Raw genomic sequence first — 20503 nt, forward strand, 5'->3', positions numbered from 1 at the left:
GTTTTTAGCAAATTAATTTGATAATAAAGAATACATTTCTACTTATTCCACACTCGCAGGTCTTTCCCTCTTTTTTCAACATTTTTTTTACTGCCAACATTTGCTATAACAGGCCGTAAAAGTCATTCAAAAAAGAAGAACCGAAACAAGTTGTCAATACTTTCAATTGTACCATTTATTCCTATTCCTGAGTAGGGGGTTATTGCCCTTCCTCTGACTCTTCTGTAACTTCTTGTTCAAACGGTACATAAGCGTCTGCTTCCAGCATCGTAATCACACCCGGCCGCTCCATTTCGGTAACCTGACTCAGGTACTCTACTTTATCCCGAAGCAGGGAAACCGTAGTGATGACTTCGAATTTGGAACGTGTGTACAACTTGATCCGGTCCGGGAAAGAGACTGTCGGTGAAGGCATGATTTCCGAGATGTCCGAGGTCAAACTATTGGGAATCTCCGCAAGCACTTCACTTAACATAGCCTTGTTCGGGTCCGATGGATCCCACTTGGTCAGGATCGGCTTCTCCACGGCGATACCGCTCGCTGTAACAGGAACGGAAGTACCGCTGGCCAGAATCGCTTGAAGTTCTCCGTTCTCCGACAGCTCATAGGCGACCGTAGGATGCTCCGTAACCGCGATTCGCACCTCACCCGGAAAGCTCTTGACCACTTCAGCCGACTTGATAGTTCCCAGACCCACGAGGCGTTCCTGCACATCTTTAGGCTCTACGCTGAAATATTGGTCTCCTATGCGAAGTCCGCTTTGCTTAGTAAGCTGCTCATTGGTATTAAACGTATTGCCTGTAAAATGAATCTCGGTAACTTGGCTGACCGGCGATCGGAAAAAGAGAATCGTCAGCAGCGCTGCAAACAGCAGCAAAAGAATCCATATAATTTTCCTGGCTGTTTTCGGTTTGGGCTTGTCCTGCTTAAGGACAGGCATATGTGTCTTGGACATATCCACTCTCTCCATAAAGACCTGTTATCCCCTCCTCTGGAGGGGATGCTCAGGACCTCAATTGGCTAAATCAAGCGGTTTGGGCACAGGAGACTGACGATAGATCCGTGCACCTAAACCTTGGAACATGTTTTCAATACGATCATAACCGCGATCAATATGGTGAACTTGCTCCACCACGGTCGTTCCCTGCGCGGCCAAACCGGCAATGACGAGCGCCGCTCCAGCCCGAAGATCGGTTGCCTCCACAGTGGCTCCGTAAATTCTCTGAACACCGCGTATAAACGCATAGTTCAGATCCGTGGAAATGTCTGCTCCCATGCGGGAGAGTTCCTCCACATGTTTGAACCGTCCCTCAAATACCGTTTCTTTCATAACACTAAATCCATCGGCCAAGGACAACAAGACCATGACCTGGGACTGCAAATCGGTCGGGAAAGAAGGATAAGGTGAAGTCACAATTCGTTCAACAGCTTTGGGACGGCTCATACAGCTTATGTTTATTATATCATTGCATACACTGGTTTGAACACCGGCGCGCTTCAGCACATGTATAAGAGAAGTTAAATGAGAGGGATTGGTCTTTGTAAGCGTAACACTTCCCCGGGTGACGGCGGCTGCAATCATGACGGTTCCCGCTACGATCCGATCCGGTATGATCTCATACTCGCAAGGCGTAAGACGCTCCACGCCGTGGATCGTAATCGTATCCGTTCCGGCACCGATAATGTTGGCTCCCATCTTGTTCAGGAAATGCTGAAGGTCTTGAATTTCAGGCTCTCTGGCTGCATTGGTGAGCACCGTTGTGCCAAGTGCCGTTGCTGCTGCCATCATGATATTCTCCGTTGCCCCTACGCTGGCAAAATCGAGATGAATATCCGTTCCGATCAATCGGCTTGCTCTGCAATGGATTTTATCGTTGCTCTCCTCGATTTCCGCACCCAGTGCCTGCAATCCCTGAAGGTGGAGGTCGATCTTGCGTTCCCCGATCGCACAGCCCCCGGGCTGATAGATCGTCACTTCACCAAAACGGGCCAGCAGAGGTCCCATCAAAAAGATGGAGGATCGCATCTGCTTCATTAAATCTTCCGGGACATGAAACGAATTGGCAGACGAGGTATCCACGGTAACCGTCTCCAGCTCATGCTTGCATTTGGAGCCAAGACGGCCAAGAATGCTTAGCATCACTTCAATATCCAGCAGATGCGGGACATTGCTTAATCTTACAGTCCCTTCTGCAAGAAGACTTGCTGCTAGAATAGGTAAAGCTGCATTTTTTGCTCCATGGATACGTATGGTTCCTGATAGGGGCCTTCCACCCTCAATCACCAATTTGTCCAATGTATCACCTCCGAGTTTACCGCTCGCCCAGAACGTACACCTCAGGCACCATATGAATTCCGTTCTTCTCTGAGATGGTTTCCTTGATGCGTTCCATCAAAGCGAGCACGTCCTCTGCTGTCGCTTGACCGGTGTTCTCAATGAAATTGGCATGCTGTAAAGAAACTTCTGCGCCCCCGATCCGTAGGCCCTTGAGGCCAGCAGCCTCAATCAACCTTGCGGCATGGTCGCCAGGCGGGTTGCGGAATACACTGCCTGCGGTTGCGGATTGGAGCGGCTGTGTACGCCGGCGACGGTCCTTGTAAGAGGCCATAACAGCTGAAATTTCTTTGCGGTCTCCTTGACGGAGCCCAAATACCGCTTCAGTCACAATCCCTTTTCGTTCATGCAGAATGGAGTGTCGGTAATCAAACGCCATATCTTTCGCAGCATACGTAACCAATTCCCCTGTTTCCAGTACAATGTCAGCGGACTTGAATATGCGTGACACATCAGACCCATGGGCGCCTGCATTCATGTAAACGGCACCTCCAACTGACCCAGGAATACCTCCGGCAAACTCAAGACCGGCTAATCCTTGTTTTCCGGCCAGAACACTGAGTTTGACAAAAGACAGACTACCGCCTGCAGTTACTGTCTCTCCGTCAAAATGAAGCTCCTCAAATCCCTGACCCAGCTTGATGACCGCTCCCCTAATGCCTTTATCGGCAACTAACATGTTTGAACCGCGCCCGAGTTGCGTCCAATGAATACGATGGGCATGGAGAAGAGTGACCAGTTCCTTGAGCTGTTCCTTGTTCTCAGGAATAATCAGGCAATCGGCTGGTCCGCCTATTTTCCACGTCGTATATTTTGCCAGCGGTTCATTCCATAACACGGCTCCGACATTGGCTTCAGATAGTAGCGATTTCCACTGCTGCATTTTAAATAAACCTCCCTTGACTTTCAAAACCAAAAGGCCATTCCTTCTGCTTAACGAAGGAGATGGCCGCTGTCAGTAATGCCGGCCTCATGGGTGTGTCACGATTATAGAGTATCTTATGTCAGGCTCCATAGGTGTGTGACAATCGCCCAGCCGTTTTAGCGTTTGCCGGTTAACCGGCGGATTTCTTCGACCATAACGGCAGCCGAATCCGGTTTGCCAAGCTTTTTCGAAGCGGCTGACATCGTCTCTCTGGTCGAGCGACTGGTCATAATCTCCTCAAGCTTTCCAAACAGCGTTTCTGCCGTCAAATCCTTTTCAAGTATCATGCTGGATGCGCCCGCTTCTTCCAACTGCCTTGCATTCGCCTCCTGATGGTTGTTGGTAACGTTAGGAGAAGGTATAAGTACAGATGGAATACCAAGCGACGTGATCTCAGCCAGGAACGATGCCCCGGCACGATTCACGATCAGCGAAGTGGCCGCAAGCACCTCCGGCATATTATGAATGTATGGCATGATATGAAGATGATTAGGCATCGTGCCGAGCTGCGCTAAAATGGATTCACGCGTATTCTCGAAATACGTATCGCCTGTTACGAACACAAAGTGCACGCCAGGCAGCTTATGAAGAAACGGTGCCATGCCCATCATGGCGTTATTGATCGCCTTGGCCCCACGGCTTCCTCCAACGATAAGAACGACTTGAGCTTCCATCGGGATGCCAAGCGTAGCAAATCCACGTTCACGATTGGCGGTTAATACCGTTGTCGCGCGTGGATTTCCTGTATAAACCGTTCTTTTGGCTTTAGGAAAAGAGGATACCGAACCTTCAAAGCTGACCGCGACCGTGTCCGCATAACGGCTGAGGAACTGGTTGGTTAGCCCCGGTATCGCATTCTGCTCATGAATCATGGTCGGTATGCCGAGCTTGGCGGCTGCATAAACGACCGGACCGCACACATATCCGCCTGTACCGATCACGACATCGGGCTTGAACTCCCTCAGCAATGCCTTGGATCGCTTCACGCCTTTGAAGAAACGCACAATCGTTTTGACGTTATCAAACGACAGCTTGCGCCGGAACCCGGTGATGTCAATGCTCTCAAATGGCAGCTTCTCTTGGGGCACCAGTTTGCTTTCGAGGCCGCGCTGGCCTCCAATATATAAAAACTCCGTCTTCGGATCTTCCTTCTCACATTGTCTTGCTATGGCAACGGCGGGGTAAATATGTCCCCCCGTTCCGCCGCCGGTCAATACGACACGCATACCCTTCACCTCGCATAACGGGAAATATTTAATAGAATGCCAAGGGCCGTCAGCATCAGTGTCAGTGAACTGCCCCCGTAACTGATGAGCGGCAGCGTAATTCCTGTCACCGGCATCAAGCCGATAACCACACCGATATTGATAACGACCTGGATGGCGACCATGCCTACGATTCCTACAGCCAGCAGGCTGCCAAAGCTATCCGGTACGGTCATGGCCACTCTCATGCCCCGCCACACCAAGGCAGCAAACAAGAGCAGTACGATGAGGCCGCCAATAAACCCGAGTTCTTCAGCCAGGATCGAGAATATAAAGTCAGTCTGCGGCTCAGGCACATAAGCGTACTTCTGACGACTCATGCCAAGACCGAGTCCACCAAGACCGCCCGGCCCAATCGCATAAAGGGATTGAATAATCTGATAGCCTGCACCCAGCGGGTCAGACCAAGGATCCAGAAACCCGGTAATCCGCTTCAGCCGGTACGGAGCTGCCAGAATCAAGCCTATGAAGCCTGCTATTCCGCCTAAAGCAAGGAAGCCCAGATGCTTCATCCGTGCCCCTGCGGTGAATACGATCATCATCGCAGCTCCCAGCATGACGGCTCCTGTCCCCAGATCCGGCTGCAGCATAATCAGTCCAAATGCCAGTCCAATCAAACCAAGAGGCGGCAGAAGTCCCTTCGTAAACGACGTAATATCGTAGTCCTGTTTACTGAGCCAGCGCGATAGAAACAGAATCATACCGAGTTTCATAAATTCAGAGGGCTGAATGCCAAACGAGCTGATGCCAAGCCAGCTTCTGGCCCCGCCGCGCACAACGCCGACACCCGGAATAAGAACGATAACAAGGAGGAAAAAGCAGGCCAGAAGCGCAAGCTTGCTGTACTTCTTCCAGACTCGGAAGTCAATCTTGGATGTGAAATACATCGCAGCAAGGCCCAGACAGGCAAAAAACAGCTGACGCTTCACAAAATAAAATTTATCGCCATAGTCATGAAAAGCGAGCACGGAGCCCGCGCTGTATACCATGACGATTCCGATGGCCAGCAGGGCCAAAATACAGATAAGCAGCCACAGATCGGGCGCCTGGCGGTTCTTGTTCATGGAAAGGCCACCTCGTACATCCTTAGTAGGGGCTTATCCACCCCCCTACTTAAAGGTTATGCACCGCCTCTTTAAAAATGCTTCCTCGTACCTCAAAGGAAGGAAACATGTCCCAGCTCGCACATGCGGGAGATAGAAGAACAATGTCTCCGCTCTCCGCAAGTTCAGAAGCTTTCCGGACAGCCGAGGTCAAGGTTGCGGCGGCGTCCTTCCCATTATCGACGAGTATGATGTCCTTTAATCCCGCTTTGGCTGCAGCATTCGCGATTTTCTCCTTCGTTTCGCCAATCAGTACGACAGCTTTCACCCTTCCTTGCATGGAAGGAATCAAATCCTCGTAATCCGAACCCCGATCAAGCCCGCCTGCAATCAATATGATAGGTTCTTTGAAAGAAGTCAGAGCCATATTCGTTGCTTTGGAGTTGGTTGCCTTGGAGTTGTTGTAATAGGAAATCCCCTGAAGCTCGGCAACAAATTCAAGACGGTGCTCGACACTGCGGAAGCTGGACAAAGCACCTTCCAACTGATCAGGCGCAACTCCGGCCGCAATGGCGATCGCACAAGCAGCTAAGGCATTATCCACATTGAATCTCCCAGGCAGTCCGATGTTCTCCACACGGATGATCTCATGCGTAAAACCTTCACCGTCTGTATAAATAATGGTGCGCCCTACATCACCCTCATCTTCATCCGAATCCTGCGAACCCGGAGCATACGGCGTCGAAAGGTAAACCCCTTCGCGAAGGCTCTCAGTCATCGAGAAAGGAATAATGCGCGCCTTGATATACGGGACAAGATTTCTGCATACGGGATCATCCCAATTGAGCACAGCGGTATCATCCGCAGTCTGATTGACAAACAGCCTGGCCTTGGAGGAGATATAATCGTCCATTCCGCCATGGTAATCCAGATGTGTCTCCGCAATGTTGAGAAGACAAGCAATGCGCGGCCGGAACTCCTCTGTTCCTTTTAATTGAAAACTGCTCAGCTCTACAACCATCCAGTTGTCCGGAGTTGCTTCCGCAGCTGCCTCGGACAGAGGCGTGCCGATATTTCCGGCTACAATCGGTGACAGTCCTGCGCTCTCCAGCAGCTTGCCCACCCAAGTTGTTGTCGTTGTCTTGCCATTGGAGCCCGTGATCCCTATGATCGGCGCTTCACACAGGTGATAGGCCACCTCGACTTCTGTCACAATCGGTATCTCCAGCTCAAGCGCCTTCCGGACAGGAGGGACGGAATACGGAATCCCGGGATTTTTGACAAGAAGCGCCACACCGGGATCTATCAGGTCATCGGGATGTCCACCACAAATAACAGAAATACCCAAAGCCTCGAGCTCCGAAGCTTCAGGACACTGTTCTCTTTCCTTTCTATCGTTAACGATGACCGAGGCTCCGGCCTGATGCAGTACCTTAGCTACCTGCACTCCGCTTCTGGCCAAACCCAGCACAACGACTTTTTTATCCCGATAATCATCTAGCTGCTTCATATGTTACAACCCCTTGTTGATATAAAGTCCAAGTCCCGCAAGTATCAGTCCCACGGCCCAAAATGTAATGACTACGCGCCACTCCGACCATCCGGACAATTCGTAATGGTGATGGATCGGGCTCATCTTGAATATACGCTTGCCTCTGGTTTTGAATGAGGCAACCTGAAGCACGACCGACAGCATCTCTATGACGAATACCCCTCCGACAATCAGGAATAGCAGTTCGCTCTTGGTTACGATGGCAATCGCACCAATAGCCCCTCCGATTCCCAGAGATCCCGTATCTCCCATAAACACCTTTGCGGGGTGTGCGTTAAATACGAGGAAGCCCAGCACCGCACCGATCATCGCCGCCGCGCAGAATGCCGCTGCAAACGAGGTCGACTGGATGGCTACAATCGCATAGGCTCCAAAAGCAATCGCGCTGACACCGGACAGCAGACCGTCCAATCCGTCCGTGAAGTTGACGGCATTGCTGATGGCAAGCATCATGATGACGATAAACGGATAGTAGAACCAAGGTCCCCAGTCAAAGGACCAGTCGATGCCCGGCACACTGATAGCAGTGCTATGTCCATTGGAGATTAGCAGCCAGCACATAATACCGGAAAACAGAAGCTGTCCAAACAGCTTCTGCCGGGCCGTGAGTCCTAATGACCTGCGAAATACGATCTTAATATAATCGTCAAGAAATCCGATCAGCCCGAAGCCAAGTGTCGCTACGATCAGCACGTAGAAATCCGTATCGACAGGCGAGAATTTAATATAAGTCAGCGTAAAAGCAAGCAGGATGACTACGCCGCCCATCGTTGGCGTCCCCGCTTTTTTCAAGTGGCTCTGTGGTCCGTCGTCCCGGACCTGCTGGCCGAACTTCATCCGCCGCAGCAGCGGAATGAGAAGCGGAGCCGAAATTACCGCAAGTATAAACGCTACACCGATCGTCAGTAACAGCAGTTGAAAGTCCATCAGCTCACCCCCTCACTCCGTTGTTGCCGCCAGGCAGGGCCTTCAAAGCATCGACCACGTGCTCCAGCCTCATACCTCGCGAGGCTTTCACTAATACGATATCTTTCTCGGATACGTGCTCAAGCACAGATGCAATCAGCTTCTCTTTATCGGTGAAGGAAAGCACGGCCCCATCAGGGAAGCGCAGCTTTGCTCTCTCCGCCGTATGAACCGACAGCGGCCCGTAGGTAAACACAAGATCCGCATTGTCCGGAGATAAATAGTCTCCTATCTCCGCATGGAACTCCTCTTCCCGCTGACCAAGTTCCAGCATGTCCCCGAGAACGGCGATCCGTTTGCGATAGCCTTTCATATCGCCCAGCACATCCACAGCCGCCTTGACCGCCGTCGGACTTGAATTATAGGCATCGTTCAGCACAGTAACCCCAAACGGGGTCTCCACCGCTTCAATTCGCATGCTGGACAGCTTCAAATTGGCAAACCCGCTGCGAATGGCTTCATCGCCGATGCCCAAATGAGCGGCAACCGCCATCGCCGCGAGTGCGTTAACCACGTTGTGACGCCCGAGAAGCGGCAGGCTGAAGCCTTCTCCTGCATGTCGGTTCGACGTGAAGATGATGCCTCTGGCATGAAACATCAATCCAGTTGGGTAATCGTCGTTAGTCTCCTGATTCCCAAACGTAAAGGTGTTCAACCCCTCCGGCTTCACCGTAGACTCTTCCGCAAGCACCTGATCGATCAACGGTTCGTCTCCATGGTAGATCAGCAATCCGCCTGGCTTCATGCCGCTGATGATCTCCAGCTTGGCGCGAGCGATTTCCTCCCGGGAACCGAGCTGCAGCATATGGGCTTCGCCAATATTGGTAATCACGGTCATATCCGGGCGTGCTATGGTCGAGAGCAGTTCGATCTCATGCCGTCCACTCATACCCATCTCAAGCACGATGATGTCGGTATCTTCTTTCATGGCCAGTACGGTCAGCGGAAGTCCGATATGGTTGTTGTAATTGCCTTGTGTCTTGTGCACTTTATACGTGGTCTCTAGCAGCGCAGACACCATGTCCTTAACCGTGGTTTTACCATTGCTGCCGGTAATTCCGACCACCTTCGCACTGGTCTCCGATAAATACGCCGCAGCCAGCGATTGAAGCGCCGTCAATGTATCCTCAACGAGAATGAGCGGCAGATCGGGAACAGGCTGATGATCCCGCTGCCAGAACGCCGCGCCCGCTCCGCTTGCAAGCACGCTTTCGGCGAACTCGTGTCCGTCAAACTTCTCGCCCACAATCGGAACAAACAGATTGCCGGGCTGTATGGTTCGGGAGTCAGTACCGACTCCTTGAATGATGATGTTGGCATCTTGGTTACGTGAGAGCGTGCCGCCGCACAGGTCGGCGATGCTCTTTAATGATTTATGGATCACTTTTGTCTGCCCCTTATCGCGTCTTTGGCTACGATGCGGTCGTCAAAATCAAGCACTTCGCCCGCAATCAGCTGGTAGGTCTCATGACCTTTCCCCGCAATCAATACTACATCGCCCGGGCTTGCCATTTCAATAGCCTTTTCAATCGCCTTCCTGCGATCAACAATGAGATTGTAGCTTTCTGCTGCCACTCCGTCCTCAATCAAGCCGGCTTCGATATCCTTCAGAATCAAATCCGGGTCCTCGGTACGCGGGTTATCGGAAGTCACCAATACAACATCGCTATATTTCGCGGCAATTTTGCCCATGATCGGCCGCTTGGTCCGATCCCGGTCACCACCGCAGCCGAATACCGTGAGCACACGGCCTTCCGCGAATTCATTAACGGTACGAAGCACGTTTTCGAGACCGTCCGGCGTATGCGCATAATCCACGATTACAGCGTACGGCTGGCCCTCATCCACAACCTCCACGCGTCCATCCACTCCGGGAACGGACTCCAGGCTGCTCTTGATGTCCTCAAGCGGCACGCCCTCGAGAAGCGCTGCAGCGATGGCTGCCATCGCGTTATATACATTGAACTTCCCTACCATGCGAATCGAAATATCTGCGCTGCCACGGAATGTGTCCACATGGAACGAGGTGCCTTGAGCAGTGATCGATATGTTGCTGGCCCGCACATCCGCATCTTCTCCCAAACCGTAAGTAATTACTTCGGCAGCGGTAATCTTGGCAAAATAAGCGGAAGCATCATCATCCGCATTCAATACTGCATATTTGCGCGATTTTTCATCCTTGGCAAAAGCGTTGCCCAGCCGGGAGAAAAATAACCCTTTCGCTCCGCGGTACTCTTCCATGGTGTGGTGATAGTCCAGATGATCCTGCGTCAGATTCGTGAATATCGCGGTTCGGAAATCCGTCCCCTTCACCCGGCCCTGCTCAAGCGCATGCGAGGATACCTCCATCACACAGCACTCGGTGCCTGCGTTAGCCATGTCGTTCAAGTAACGCTGAAGCTCAAGTGCCTCCGGTGTCGTTCTCGGCATCGGGAAAGACTGATTGCCGTATTTCATCTGAATCGTTCCGATCAATCCGGTCTTCAGGCCGTGGTCGTTCATGATCGTCTCAATCAAATACGTTGTAGTGGTCTTGCCGTTCGTTCCGGTTACACCGATCATCTTCATGCGGGCGCTCGGCTGATCGAAAAAGGTGTTAGCCAAGCCTGCCATCGCAAACCGGCTGTCTTTTACGATAACCTGCGGAAGATCAACCTCGAGCTTACGCTCAACGACGAGTGCGGCTGCGCCTTTCTCCGCGGCCTGGGCAGCAAACAGATGTCCATCTACCGTATGACCCGGCAAGCAAATGAACAAATCCCCCGGCTTCACTTGTCTGGAGTCTGTTTCAATCCCCGTAATTTCAACATCTCCGGATCCATCGATCACAGCAGCAGCCAACACGGATGATAATTGCTTCAATTTCATTGTTATCCCTCTCTCTATATATCTGCATCATCCGACCCGCTTGCCGGCTGGATGATGCCATTAATGTTCGTGTTTCGATTCCTCGGGGTCTTCACCCATATAAATCCGAATGGTTGAGCCTCGCTCCACCCGGCTTCCCGGCTTTGGCGCCTGGGAAATGACCGTATTGCCGGTCCCGGACCTAGCCAGCATAAAATTCATATTCAGATCCTCATACAAATCCTGAACCGTCGCCCCGACCAGGTTCGGCACGGTCACCGTTGGTGTCTCGCCGTATTTGTACTCGCGGGCAAGCTGATCTTTACGCGGCGGAACATTCATGTAGTGCAGTGCATCCTCCAGAATGTTCTGCACGATGGGAGCAGCCACGACGCCACCGAACTGAATGCCCTTCGGGTTGTCAACGGCTGTGTAGACCACGATCTCAGGGTCGTCCGCAGGTGCAAACCCGATAAAGGATACGATATGCTCCGTTGACGAGTAGCGTCCATTAATGACCTTCTGGGCCGTTCCTGTCTTCCCGCCGACTCGATAGCCGTCGATGAAAGCCGGGCGACCGGTTCCCTTGGCTACGACGCTTTCCAGCGCCTCGCGCACCTGCTTGGATGTTTCTTCCGAGATTACTTGTCGGACGAGCTCCGGCTCGATTTCCTCAACCGTCTCCCCCGTCTCCGGATTGATCCACGCCTTGGCTACGTGCGGCTTGAACAATTTACCGCCGTTAATGGCAGCGGATACTGCCGCGACCTGTTGAATCGGTGTAACCGATACCCCTTGGCCAAACGCCGTTGTGGCCAGCTCAACAGGCCCGACTTTATCAAGCTTGAACAGGATTCCGTTCTCTTCTCCGTTCAAATCAATGCCCGTCTTCGCTCCAAAGCCAAAATCGCGGATATACTGGAACAGACTTTCCTTACCCAGTTTCTGGCCCAATGCCACAAAGCCCGGGTTACAGGAGTTCTGTACAACCTCCATGAAGGTTTGGCTGCCATGACCGCCTTTTTTCCAGCAGCGCAGTCTCGCTCCTCCAACCTCCACGGCACCACCGTCGAAAAAGTGATCGTTCTTCAGATCCACCTTGTCCTCTTCGAGCGCAGCGGCAAGTGTAATAATCTTGAACGTCGAGCCCGGCTCATAGGTCATCCAGATCGGTAAGTTGCGATTATAAGTCTCGGCCGAGAAATCCTGGTAGCTGGCAGGTGAGTATCCCGGCCTGCTGGCCATCGCCAATATCTCTCCTGTCTTGGGATTCATGGCAATTGACCAGGCTCCATTGGCCTGATACTTCACCATGGCCTGATCCAGCTCCCGCTCCATGATGGACTGAATCGATTTATCAATCGTTAACTCTAAATTCAGTCCGTCACGAGGCTCCACGTATTTTTCCGAAGAGCCGGGCATGATTCTGCCGCCTGCATCGGACAGATAGGATATTCCGCCATCGAACCCTTTCAGCTTGTCTTCATGTTTGGCCTCAAGTCCGGTAAGTCCCTGGCTGTAGGCCCCCGTAAATCCTAATATATGGGCGGCCAGATCGCCATAGGGGTAATAGCGCTTGTTATCCTCAGCAACAACGATACCCGGCAGCTTCAAATCACGAATTTCCTGAGCCAGCTCCATCGTAATTTTTCGTCCACCGGGATTTATCCGTTCCAACCTCGAACGTTTGGTAATAATCTTCTTGATATCGGCTTCATTCATGCCAATAAGTCCTGCCAATGTTTTGGCTGTATGGTCCGGATCCTTGACTTGTACAGGAATCGCCCAAATGGTCGGTGTTGTTATATTCGTAACCAGTGCGGTCCCATTACGGTCCAGTATTTCGCCACGCTGTGCCGCAAACGGAATATCACGGCGCCACAGATCCTCCGCCTTCGCCGACAGCTCCGCACCTTTCCCGATCTGCACATAGGCTAGTCTGATGATCAGTGCAGAGAATAGCAGGAGCAGCAGCAGCAGGCTCCAGAGCAGCCGTCTCCGCTGAGATACCTTGGATACTTTCACCTAAGCTTCCCTCCCCGTTTGAACCCGAAAGCTCATGAAATGCGTTCTTCACATGAGTATTCGGGACAACCTTGGGTTAGAACAAGCTATTCCCCATCTGCCTTGCCTTCAGTTTCACCTTCGCCGGTTGCTCCGGCTTCGTTATCCGCAGGAGGCTCAGCTTCATCCTCCGGGGTATCGGTTCCTGTTAACAATTCCTCCGCGGATTTAAGTGTTAATTGCACGATTCGCTGACCATTCTCTTTGGCTTCCAATTGGGAAGCAACGTAGCCCTCGCCCTGAACGTTAACCTTTACTTTCATCAGTGTGAGCACTTCCATTGCATCCCTTAGCGATTCGCCCTCTAAATTCGGAATTTCCATCGTCGGACTATCCTCTGTTAGAAGATAAATACGCTGTCCTGCACTAATGGTAGCTTTTGGAGGCGGATATTGCTCCTTCACCGTGCTTCCATTACCCAAAGTCTCAAACGCCACTCCATCCTCTAGAAGTTTGGCTTTTGCTTCGCTGAGCTTCATCCCCGTAAAGTCTGGTGCTTCAGGGAAATCCTTCGGAGCCGTTCCCGGATTCGATTTTTCTTTATCCGGAGTACTGTTCGATTTGGGAACGCCCCAATAGGTCAATGTCTTGGAGACAATCTCTTTAAATATAGGTGCTGCCAGTGCGCCGCCGCCCTTTTCCACGTTTGGTTCGTCAATGATGACCAGCACGGCAATTTTCGGATTCTCGACCGGAGCGTATCCTATAAATGAGACAACTTGTTTGGAACGATCTTTATATCCATCACTGGATTTAATAGCGGTACCGGTTTTTCCCGCAACACGATAACCGTCAATATAAGCCCTCCATCCGGTCCCGATATCTTGATCGGCAACAACCTGTTCAAGATATTTCCCAGTTTCACGGGCTGCCTCAGGAGTGATGACCTGCCGAACAACTTCCGGCTCAATTTTCTGAACCTTGCCCGTGTTGGGATCTTCGATCTCCTTCACCATATGAGGGACCATGAGCTTGCCTCCATTGGCAACGGCCGAAATGGCCGCAATCTGTTGAATAGGCGTTACAGATACGGCATAACCGTAGGTCATGGTTGAAATATCGGAATCATAAGTCATATTCAAGGTACCCAAAACTTCATGCGGGAGATCGATATTCGTTTTCTCCGTAAACCCGAAATCCCGAATATAGTTCGTAAATCGCTCCTTACCGAGCATTTCGTAGCCCAATTTTACAAAAGCGACGTTACTCGACTTCTTCACGCCTTCCAAGTAGGTGATTGGACCCCACCCTACGCTGTTAATGTCGCGGTGGGTTCTTCCCCCCGCTCTTATGGATCCGGATTGATAAATGGCACCCGGGTTAAACAGCTTCTCCTGCACGGCACTGGCCAGCGTTACAATCTTGAAGGTCGATCCCGGCTCATATATGGACCGTATGGCATGATTATTAAAATTCTTTTGATTCCATTCCGAATATGTATTGGGATCAAAAGTTGGCATATTGGCCATTCCCAGTATTTCCATCGTGTTCGGATCCGCCGCGATCACCGTCATACTGATTGGTTTATACTGGTTATACGTCTCGCGCATCGCTTCCTCGATATAATACTGGATTGTATCGTCCATCGTCAGTACTAAATTTTTCCCATTTATCGCAGGCTGGTATAACTCATCCTCGCTCGGGAGCTTGATCCCTTTCTTATCGCTCTTGTACGCAGCGAATCCGTCGGTTCCCTTCAGATCCTCATCATAGTATTGCTCAATACCCCCGACAGCCTTACCCTGACGCTCGGTATATCCCAGGATATGCGCAGCCAATGTCTTCTGGGGATAATAGCGTTTTGACTCTCTTTGAAAGCCGATGCCCGAATCCGCCACTTTACCGGCAGCCTTTAATTTTTGGTTCAAGCCATCACTAAATTCTTTAACCTCTTCCATCTTCTCCTGGTCGATTTTCCATCCTTCATTGCGGACTTCCCGGCCCTGGAGGTACTCACCTTTTTCATTTTTGGCCTTGACCAGTTTACGGAGCTCATCCTCATCCTTGCCGAGAATTTCATGCAGCCCCTTTACCACCTCGTTCTCCAAGCCGTTAGCTTGAATGACGGCCGGGTTCAGAACAACCGTAAACGCAGGGGCATCCATAGCCATGATATCGCCGTCCCGATCCATAATCGTCCCGCGCGTTGCGGGAAGATCCTGTTTGCGCGACCATTTCGACACGGCTTGTTCCTTCCAAAAATCGTTGTCAATGACCTGCAGCCAAAACACCCGACCAATCAATAAAGCAAAAAAGAGGGTTATACATCCCCCTATTAGCACGGTACGCAGTTTAATTTTTTTTATCATCGGTCAAAACCTCACACTTCAATCATTTTGTCCCGAGTCTGAATCCTGTGTCCCGGTTGATCCCGAGACGGGTGATAGATGGATCGCGTTGTCATCCTCAATAGGCACATAACCAAGCTCTTTGGCCTTCTCCAATACTTGCGTCTCCAGTGTCTGCTTCTCAACCTGAAGCTGATTGATATTCCGTTTCGCTTCTACTATCTTATTGTCCGTATCATGAATCTGCCGGTTCAAATCATAAGAATGAACATGGCTCATGCCGATGACGCCCATGACAACAACCACGAACACCACGGACAACAAATACAGCAGCTTTTCTTTTTGGGGAAGCTGGGAACGACGTTTAATGACTTTCGTCTTCTCGAGATAAGCGGACTGCTGCTGCGTTTCCTTCTGTCTCTCCTGTACGGCTAAATTGCCGCGCGTGTAAGCCATGGCTGATTCTCCTTCTTCAGGGATTTTACGTTCTACAGTTTCTCCGCAATCCGCAGCTTCGCCGATCGTGCTCTTGGATTACTCTCAATCTCTTCCACTGAGGGGATGAGCGGTTTACGGTTAACCAGCTTCAGGTCACCTTGGCCGCCTCCGCATACACACATCGGAAAATCAGGAGGGCACGTGCACTTGGGAATGTAACTGTTGAATATCTGTTTGCATATCCGATCTTCGAGCGAGTGGAAAGTGATGACGGAGACTCTACCACCTGGTGCAAGACATCTCACGGCTTGGTGAAGCGCGTCTTTGAATGCACCGAGCTCATCATTTACCGCAATGCGAAACGCTTGAAAGCTGCGTTTAGCTGGGTGGCCGCCCGTTCTCCGAGCTGCGGCTGGAATCCCTTCCTTTATCATTTCGACAAGCTCTCCGGTTGTGTGAATAGGACCCTGTACCCTTCTTTCCACAATAACCTTCGCAATTCGCCTTGAAAATTTCTCTTCGCCGTATTCGTACAATATTCGTGCGATTTCCTGTTCCGGCCATTCGTTTACAATCTTGGCTGCCGTAAGCTCAGCGGATTGATCCATCCGCATGTCCAGCGGGGCGTCATGATTATAACTAAACCCTCTCTCCCCCTCATCGAATTGCGGAGAAGATACGCCCAAATCGAACAGTATACCGTCAACTTGTGGCTGCCCGTTCTCGTCAACTCCCACTTCGCTTCGGAGCACCTCCTCCAGATCGCGAAAGTTAGTTTTGACAAGGGTAATCCGGTCCACGTAAGGCTTCATGACTTCCCTGGCATTGTTCAATGCCCAGTCGTCCTGATCCAGTGCGATTAACCGGCCATTCGAACTTAGTTGGGAAGCAATGAGCGAGCTGTGCCCTGCTCCCCCGAGCGTACAGTCAACATATATACCGTCTGGTTTGATGCGCAGCCCTTCTGTCGCTTCTTGCTTAAGCACTGTGATGTGATGGAACAAAGCTGCAGCCCTCCATTGTTTCTCATTCATGATTTTTAAGTAATACTTGTCCATTTACAAAGTTTCACATGTTGGTCATAGATCAAAATCAAAGTCTACCAGCTTCTCAGCAATGTCGTTAAATGTTTCCTCCGACTGCTGATAGTAATTTTGCCACTGCTCCTTGCTCCAGATCTCCACTCGGCTCGATACGCCGATGACGACGCATTCTTTCTCGAGCTTGGCGAACTCGCGCAAATTGCCCGGCAAATTTACCCTTCCCTGTTTATCCCATTCACATTCCGTCGCCCCGGAGAAAAAAAACCGGGTAAATGCGCGTGCATCCGACTTCATGAGCGGCAGGGACTTAAGCTTCTGCTCCATGATGGCCCATTCATCTCGGGGGTATACAAAGAGGCAGTTATCCAAACCGCGGGTTACGATAAATGAATTGCCCAGGAGGTCGCGAAATTTAGCAGGGATAATGATTCTCCCCTTATCGTCGATGCTATGCTGAAACTCTCCCATGAACATCAGGCATTCCACTCCTTAACCCCGATTCCCCACTTTGCACCACTTTCCACCACTTTAGGATAATAGATTCGGCGTCAAGAATCAAATTCCTTCAAAGATGCATTTGTTTTTTTGGAACTTTCTCTCAGAACCACCGCACAAAAAACCTCCTTTCATTCCTCATTGGGAATAAAAGGAGGTTTGCAAATGATCTAAAGCTGCTGCGGTATTAGTGCTGAGCCCAGCTGTCCAAGTAGGATTTCTGCTCATCGCTCAGGCTGTCAATTTGGATACCTAGACTTTCCAGTTTATATAATGCAACCTGTTGATCCAATTCGTATGGAACATTAACGACACGGTTACCGATACGCTGGTATTGATCATTCACATGTTTAAGCGACAACGCCTGAAGCGCAAACGTCATATCCATGATTTCTGCGGGATGCCCATCACCTGCCGCAAGATTCACAAGGCGGCCTTCTGCAAGCAGATAAATCTTGCGGCCATCGTTCAGATGATATTCCTCGATATTGCGTCGAACCGTACGAACCGACTTGGAACGTTCCGTGAGGTCCGGCTTATTGACTTCCACATCAAAATGACCGGCATTCGACAGGATCGCTCCGTCTTTCATGACATCGAAATCTTCCCCGCTGATTACATCCCGGTTGCCTGTCACCGTGACGAAGAAATCTCCCAGCTTCGCTGCTTCACGCATCGGCATAACGTGGAAGCCATCCATGTAAGCCTCAACCGCCTTAATAGGATCAATCTCGGTCACAATGACGTTGGCGCCAAGACCTTTAGCGCGCATAGCCACGCCCTTGCCGCACCAGCCATACCCTACAACGACGACGGTTTTGCCTGCAACAACCAGATTTGTTGTCCGGTTGATTCCGTCCCATACCGATTGTCCGGTTCCGTACCGGTTATCAAATAAGTATTTGCAATACGCATCATTTACAGCGACCATCGGGAATTTCAGAGAGCCTTCTTTCTCAAGCGACTTCAGACGCAGGATTCCTGTTGTTGTCTCTTCGGCACCACCCCGGATTCCTTCAAGCAGATCCGTGCGCTCCGAGTGGAGTATTGTTACGAGATCCCCGCCATCATCAATGATCAAATCCGGTCTTGTCTCCAGAGTTGAAATGAGGTGCTGCTTATACTCTGCCGGATCCGGATTATACTTGGCAAACACCGTGATTCCGTCTTCTACCAGCGCGGCGCATACATCGTCTTGCGTAGACAACGGATTACTGCCGGTAATGGTCACTTCAGCTCCGCCAGCCTGAATGACCTTTGCCAGGTAAGCTGTCTTCGCTTCCAGATGTAAGGAAATGGCCACTTTCAAGCCTTTGAATGGCTGTTCTTGTTCGAACTGCTCGCGCACCCGGTTCAGTACCGGCATATGCGCCTGCACCCAATCAATTTTCAGATGGCCTTCCGGTGCCAGTTTCAAGTCGGTAATATTGCTGGTTTGTATTGATGATGAGCTCATATTAACAGCCTCCCGTGATCTGATGATTGAATTCCTGCTCATTATACGTAAACAACCCGGTGAATGCCCGAACTTTCGTATGGGATTTCCATCAGGCTATCCACCAGATTCAATCCATAACGATTCATGTATTCAAGGATGTTGTACACCCTCTCCTGAGGCTTGCCTTCCGGTAACAGCGTTTGCTCGATCCGCTTCCACTGTGCCAAGGCGGCCTCATGCTGCTGTTCCAATGCATTCCGGGATTTACTCAACAGGTAATCCATCTGCTCCAATATCTTATCTTTATTGGTTAATCCTAATTTTAACAGTCCTGACTGCATTCTGCCAAGATCTTCTATTAAGGGTTGATATAAAGCTTCAAATTGTTCACGGGTCTTGCTGAATCGATCCTCCAGATTCAGTTCGTCCTTGCTCGCAAGCCATGTCTCGCGCTTCTTGTCGAGGCGGTTCTGAACATCTTCGAAGGATATTTCATATTTCTCCATGAGTTTATGGACGGTTCCGTCTACGATGGAGAACGACATTCTCGGTATGATCAGCGGCATCTGCAGACCTAAATCAGCAAAGGCATAACGCGTAATCGCCCAATAAGAAATTTCCCCCGGACCGAGTACCGTTCCCAGCACAGGCAGCAGACAATCCTGCATAATTGGGCGAGTCAGCACATTGTTGCTGAAACGCTCGGGATGCGCATGCAAATCTCGAAGAAGTTCCTGCTCTGTGAGCGTAACCATGCCTTTACGGTCAGAGAATACACTCCCCTCCCGGTACAGCAGCAAGCGTCTGCCTTCATGCAGGTAGAACAGGTTAGCCCCATTCTCGGAAACATCGGCCTGAACATCATAACCAAGTCCCTTGATATCCCTTGCAGCCTGCTGATACGAAAGTCCTAAGGTTTCATTGTGAGTGATCAGCGATTCGAATACAGGTACTTCCAGCGCCCGAAGTCCGGGGTCCGCCGAATCCAGCAGTATGAGGCCATATTTGCCAAACAAACGGTTGATCAGTTTAGCGAAGGCCTCGCTGAGCCCCCTCGAGCCGTTACACGCATCACGTGCCAGCTTCAATATATCTGCCTTGTACTCGCTGTCTGACAGCTTCGTTTGAAGCTCTGACAGCATCAAATTCCAATCCTCTTCGGCAACGCCAGTGTAACTGACAGACGTTCTAAGCCCATCCTTTGCGTCGAGCTTGATTTTGGAAATCTGCTGGTCCTGACGTAGGAAAAAGGTATGATTCACTTCATCCCAGTCATGATCCTCCCCAGCAATCCAGAACACAGGCACAACGGGACGATTCAAGCGTTCCTCCGCTTCACGGGCGGCTTGAATGACGGTAATCGCTTTATATATAACTAGCAGGGGTCCAGTGAACAGCCCGCTTTGCTGTCCGCCAACCATGGTTACCGTTCCCGGCTGCTCCAGAAGCTGGAGTGATGTATGTACGGCGGGATGATCATTGTGTAGCTGATTATACGTACGAAGACAGTCTACCAGCACTTTACGCTGAACTCGCTTATCTTCGGAAAGATCCAGCCATTTTACCCGCTCGGCATAGCCGTGCTCGCTGCGATGATCTTCACCATAGAACCCGCTTACCCGTTCGAAGTGGTGAATATAATCCTGAGCGAGACGCGAAGCGAGGGACAATGGTTCCGGAACGATATTCATGAGGTCTGCCTCCTATTCTGCGTCGCAACCAAATCTAGATTGTTAAGCACTCGAATTTCTTATATATGATTAGCCTTTCTTGATTGTACCGAATGTTGGCATTCTGCGTCAAA

General features: G+C 50.8%; 16 protein-coding genes. All 16 read right to left on the reverse strand.

The genetic code is table 11. The features are described from left to right. Positions 1-199: 199 nt before the first annotated feature. Positions 200-955: a cell division protein FtsQ/DivIB gene (locus M2277_RS17210; protein WP_040680456.1), complete on the reverse strand. Its 756-nt coding sequence runs from the start codon at positions 953-955 to the stop codon at positions 200-202. A 57-nt stretch (positions 956-1012) separates the two neighbouring features. Next, positions 1013-2296 carry a UDP-N-acetylglucosamine 1-carboxyvinyltransferase gene (murA, locus tag M2277_RS17215; protein WP_006209081.1) on the reverse strand — a complete coding sequence of 428 codons (1284 nt, stop codon included), beginning with the start codon at positions 2294-2296 and terminating at the stop codon, positions 1013-1015. Positions 2297-2312: 16 nt separating this feature from the next. Next, positions 2313-3218: a UDP-N-acetylmuramate dehydrogenase gene (murB, locus tag M2277_RS17220; RefSeq protein ID WP_006209080.1), complete on the reverse strand. Its 906-nt coding sequence runs from the start codon at positions 3216-3218 to the stop codon at positions 2313-2315. Positions 3219-3376: 158 nt separating this feature from the next. Beyond that, on the reverse strand, positions 3377-4486 hold the full coding sequence (murG, locus tag M2277_RS17225) for an undecaprenyldiphospho-muramoylpentapeptide beta-N-acetylglucosaminyltransferase (protein ID WP_280755238.1): 1110 nt from the start codon (positions 4484-4486) through the stop codon (positions 3377-3379). Positions 4487-4491: 5 nt separating this feature from the next. Then, positions 4492-5589, reverse strand: a complete 1098-nt coding sequence (gene spoVE / locus M2277_RS17230) for a stage V sporulation protein E (protein ID WP_006209077.1) — start codon at positions 5587-5589, stop codon at positions 4492-4494. Positions 5590-5638: 49 nt separating this feature from the next. After that, positions 5639-7078 (reverse strand): UDP-N-acetylmuramoyl-L-alanine--D-glutamate ligase, encoded by a 1440-nt coding sequence (murD, locus tag M2277_RS17235; RefSeq protein ID WP_280755239.1) that lies wholly within the window; start codon positions 7076-7078, stop codon positions 5639-5641. A 3-nt stretch (positions 7079-7081) separates the two neighbouring features. Beyond that, positions 7082-8047 carry a phospho-N-acetylmuramoyl-pentapeptide-transferase gene (mraY, locus tag M2277_RS17240; RefSeq protein WP_006209075.1) on the reverse strand — a complete coding sequence of 322 codons (966 nt, stop codon included), beginning with the start codon at positions 8045-8047 and terminating at the stop codon, positions 7082-7084. A gap of 4 nt (positions 8048-8051) precedes the next feature. Continuing rightward, positions 8052-9470 carry a UDP-N-acetylmuramoyl-tripeptide--D-alanyl-D-alanine ligase gene (locus tag M2277_RS17245; RefSeq protein WP_280755240.1) on the reverse strand — a complete coding sequence of 473 codons (1419 nt, stop codon included), beginning with the start codon at positions 9468-9470 and terminating at the stop codon, positions 8052-8054. Beyond that, positions 9467-10954, reverse strand: a complete 1488-nt coding sequence (locus tag M2277_RS17250; RefSeq protein WP_006209073.1) for a UDP-N-acetylmuramoyl-L-alanyl-D-glutamate--2,6-diaminopimelate ligase — start codon at positions 10952-10954, stop codon at positions 9467-9469. The genes M2277_RS17245 and M2277_RS17250 overlap by 4 nt, the downstream gene beginning before the upstream one ends. A 60-nt stretch (positions 10955-11014) precedes the next feature. Continuing rightward, positions 11015-12958: a stage V sporulation protein D gene (locus M2277_RS17255; RefSeq protein ID WP_006209072.1), complete on the reverse strand. Its 1944-nt coding sequence runs from the start codon at positions 12956-12958 to the stop codon at positions 11015-11017. A gap of 86 nt (positions 12959-13044) precedes the next feature. Beyond that, a complete protein-coding gene (locus M2277_RS17260) occupies positions 13045-15306 on the reverse strand; it encodes a penicillin-binding transpeptidase domain-containing protein (RefSeq protein WP_280755241.1) in 2262 nt (753 codons plus the stop codon). Between the two features lie 18 nt (positions 15307-15324). Continuing rightward, positions 15325-15741, reverse strand: a complete 417-nt coding sequence (locus M2277_RS17265; protein WP_063478966.1) for a hypothetical protein — start codon at positions 15739-15741, stop codon at positions 15325-15327. 32 nt (positions 15742-15773) lie between these two features. After that, the gene (gene rsmH / locus M2277_RS17270) at positions 15774-16727 is read right to left on the reverse strand and encodes a 16S rRNA (cytosine(1402)-N(4))-methyltransferase RsmH (protein WP_148248830.1); all 954 of its coding nucleotides are present in this window, start codon (positions 16725-16727) and stop codon (positions 15774-15776) included. 75 nt (positions 16728-16802) lie between these two features. Next, positions 16803-17240 carry a division/cell wall cluster transcriptional repressor MraZ gene (mraZ, locus tag M2277_RS17275; protein WP_006209069.1) on the reverse strand — a complete coding sequence of 146 codons (438 nt, stop codon included), beginning with the start codon at positions 17238-17240 and terminating at the stop codon, positions 16803-16805. Between the two features lie 208 nt (positions 17241-17448). After that, positions 17449-18717, reverse strand: coding sequence for an adenosylhomocysteinase (locus M2277_RS17280; RefSeq protein WP_036637874.1), 1269 nt, complete (start codon positions 18715-18717; stop codon positions 17449-17451). A gap of 41 nt (positions 18718-18758) precedes the next feature. Continuing rightward, positions 18759-20390 (reverse strand): bacillithiol biosynthesis cysteine-adding enzyme BshC, encoded by a 1632-nt coding sequence (gene bshC / locus M2277_RS17285; protein ID WP_280755242.1) that lies wholly within the window; start codon positions 20388-20390, stop codon positions 18759-18761. Between the last annotated feature and the right edge of the window lie 113 nt (positions 20391-20503).

Source organism: Paenibacillus sp. LBL (genome assembly GCF_029893715.1).
Classification (GTDB): Bacteria; Bacillota; Bacilli; order Paenibacillales; family Paenibacillaceae; genus Paenibacillus_AQ; species Paenibacillus_AQ glucanolyticus.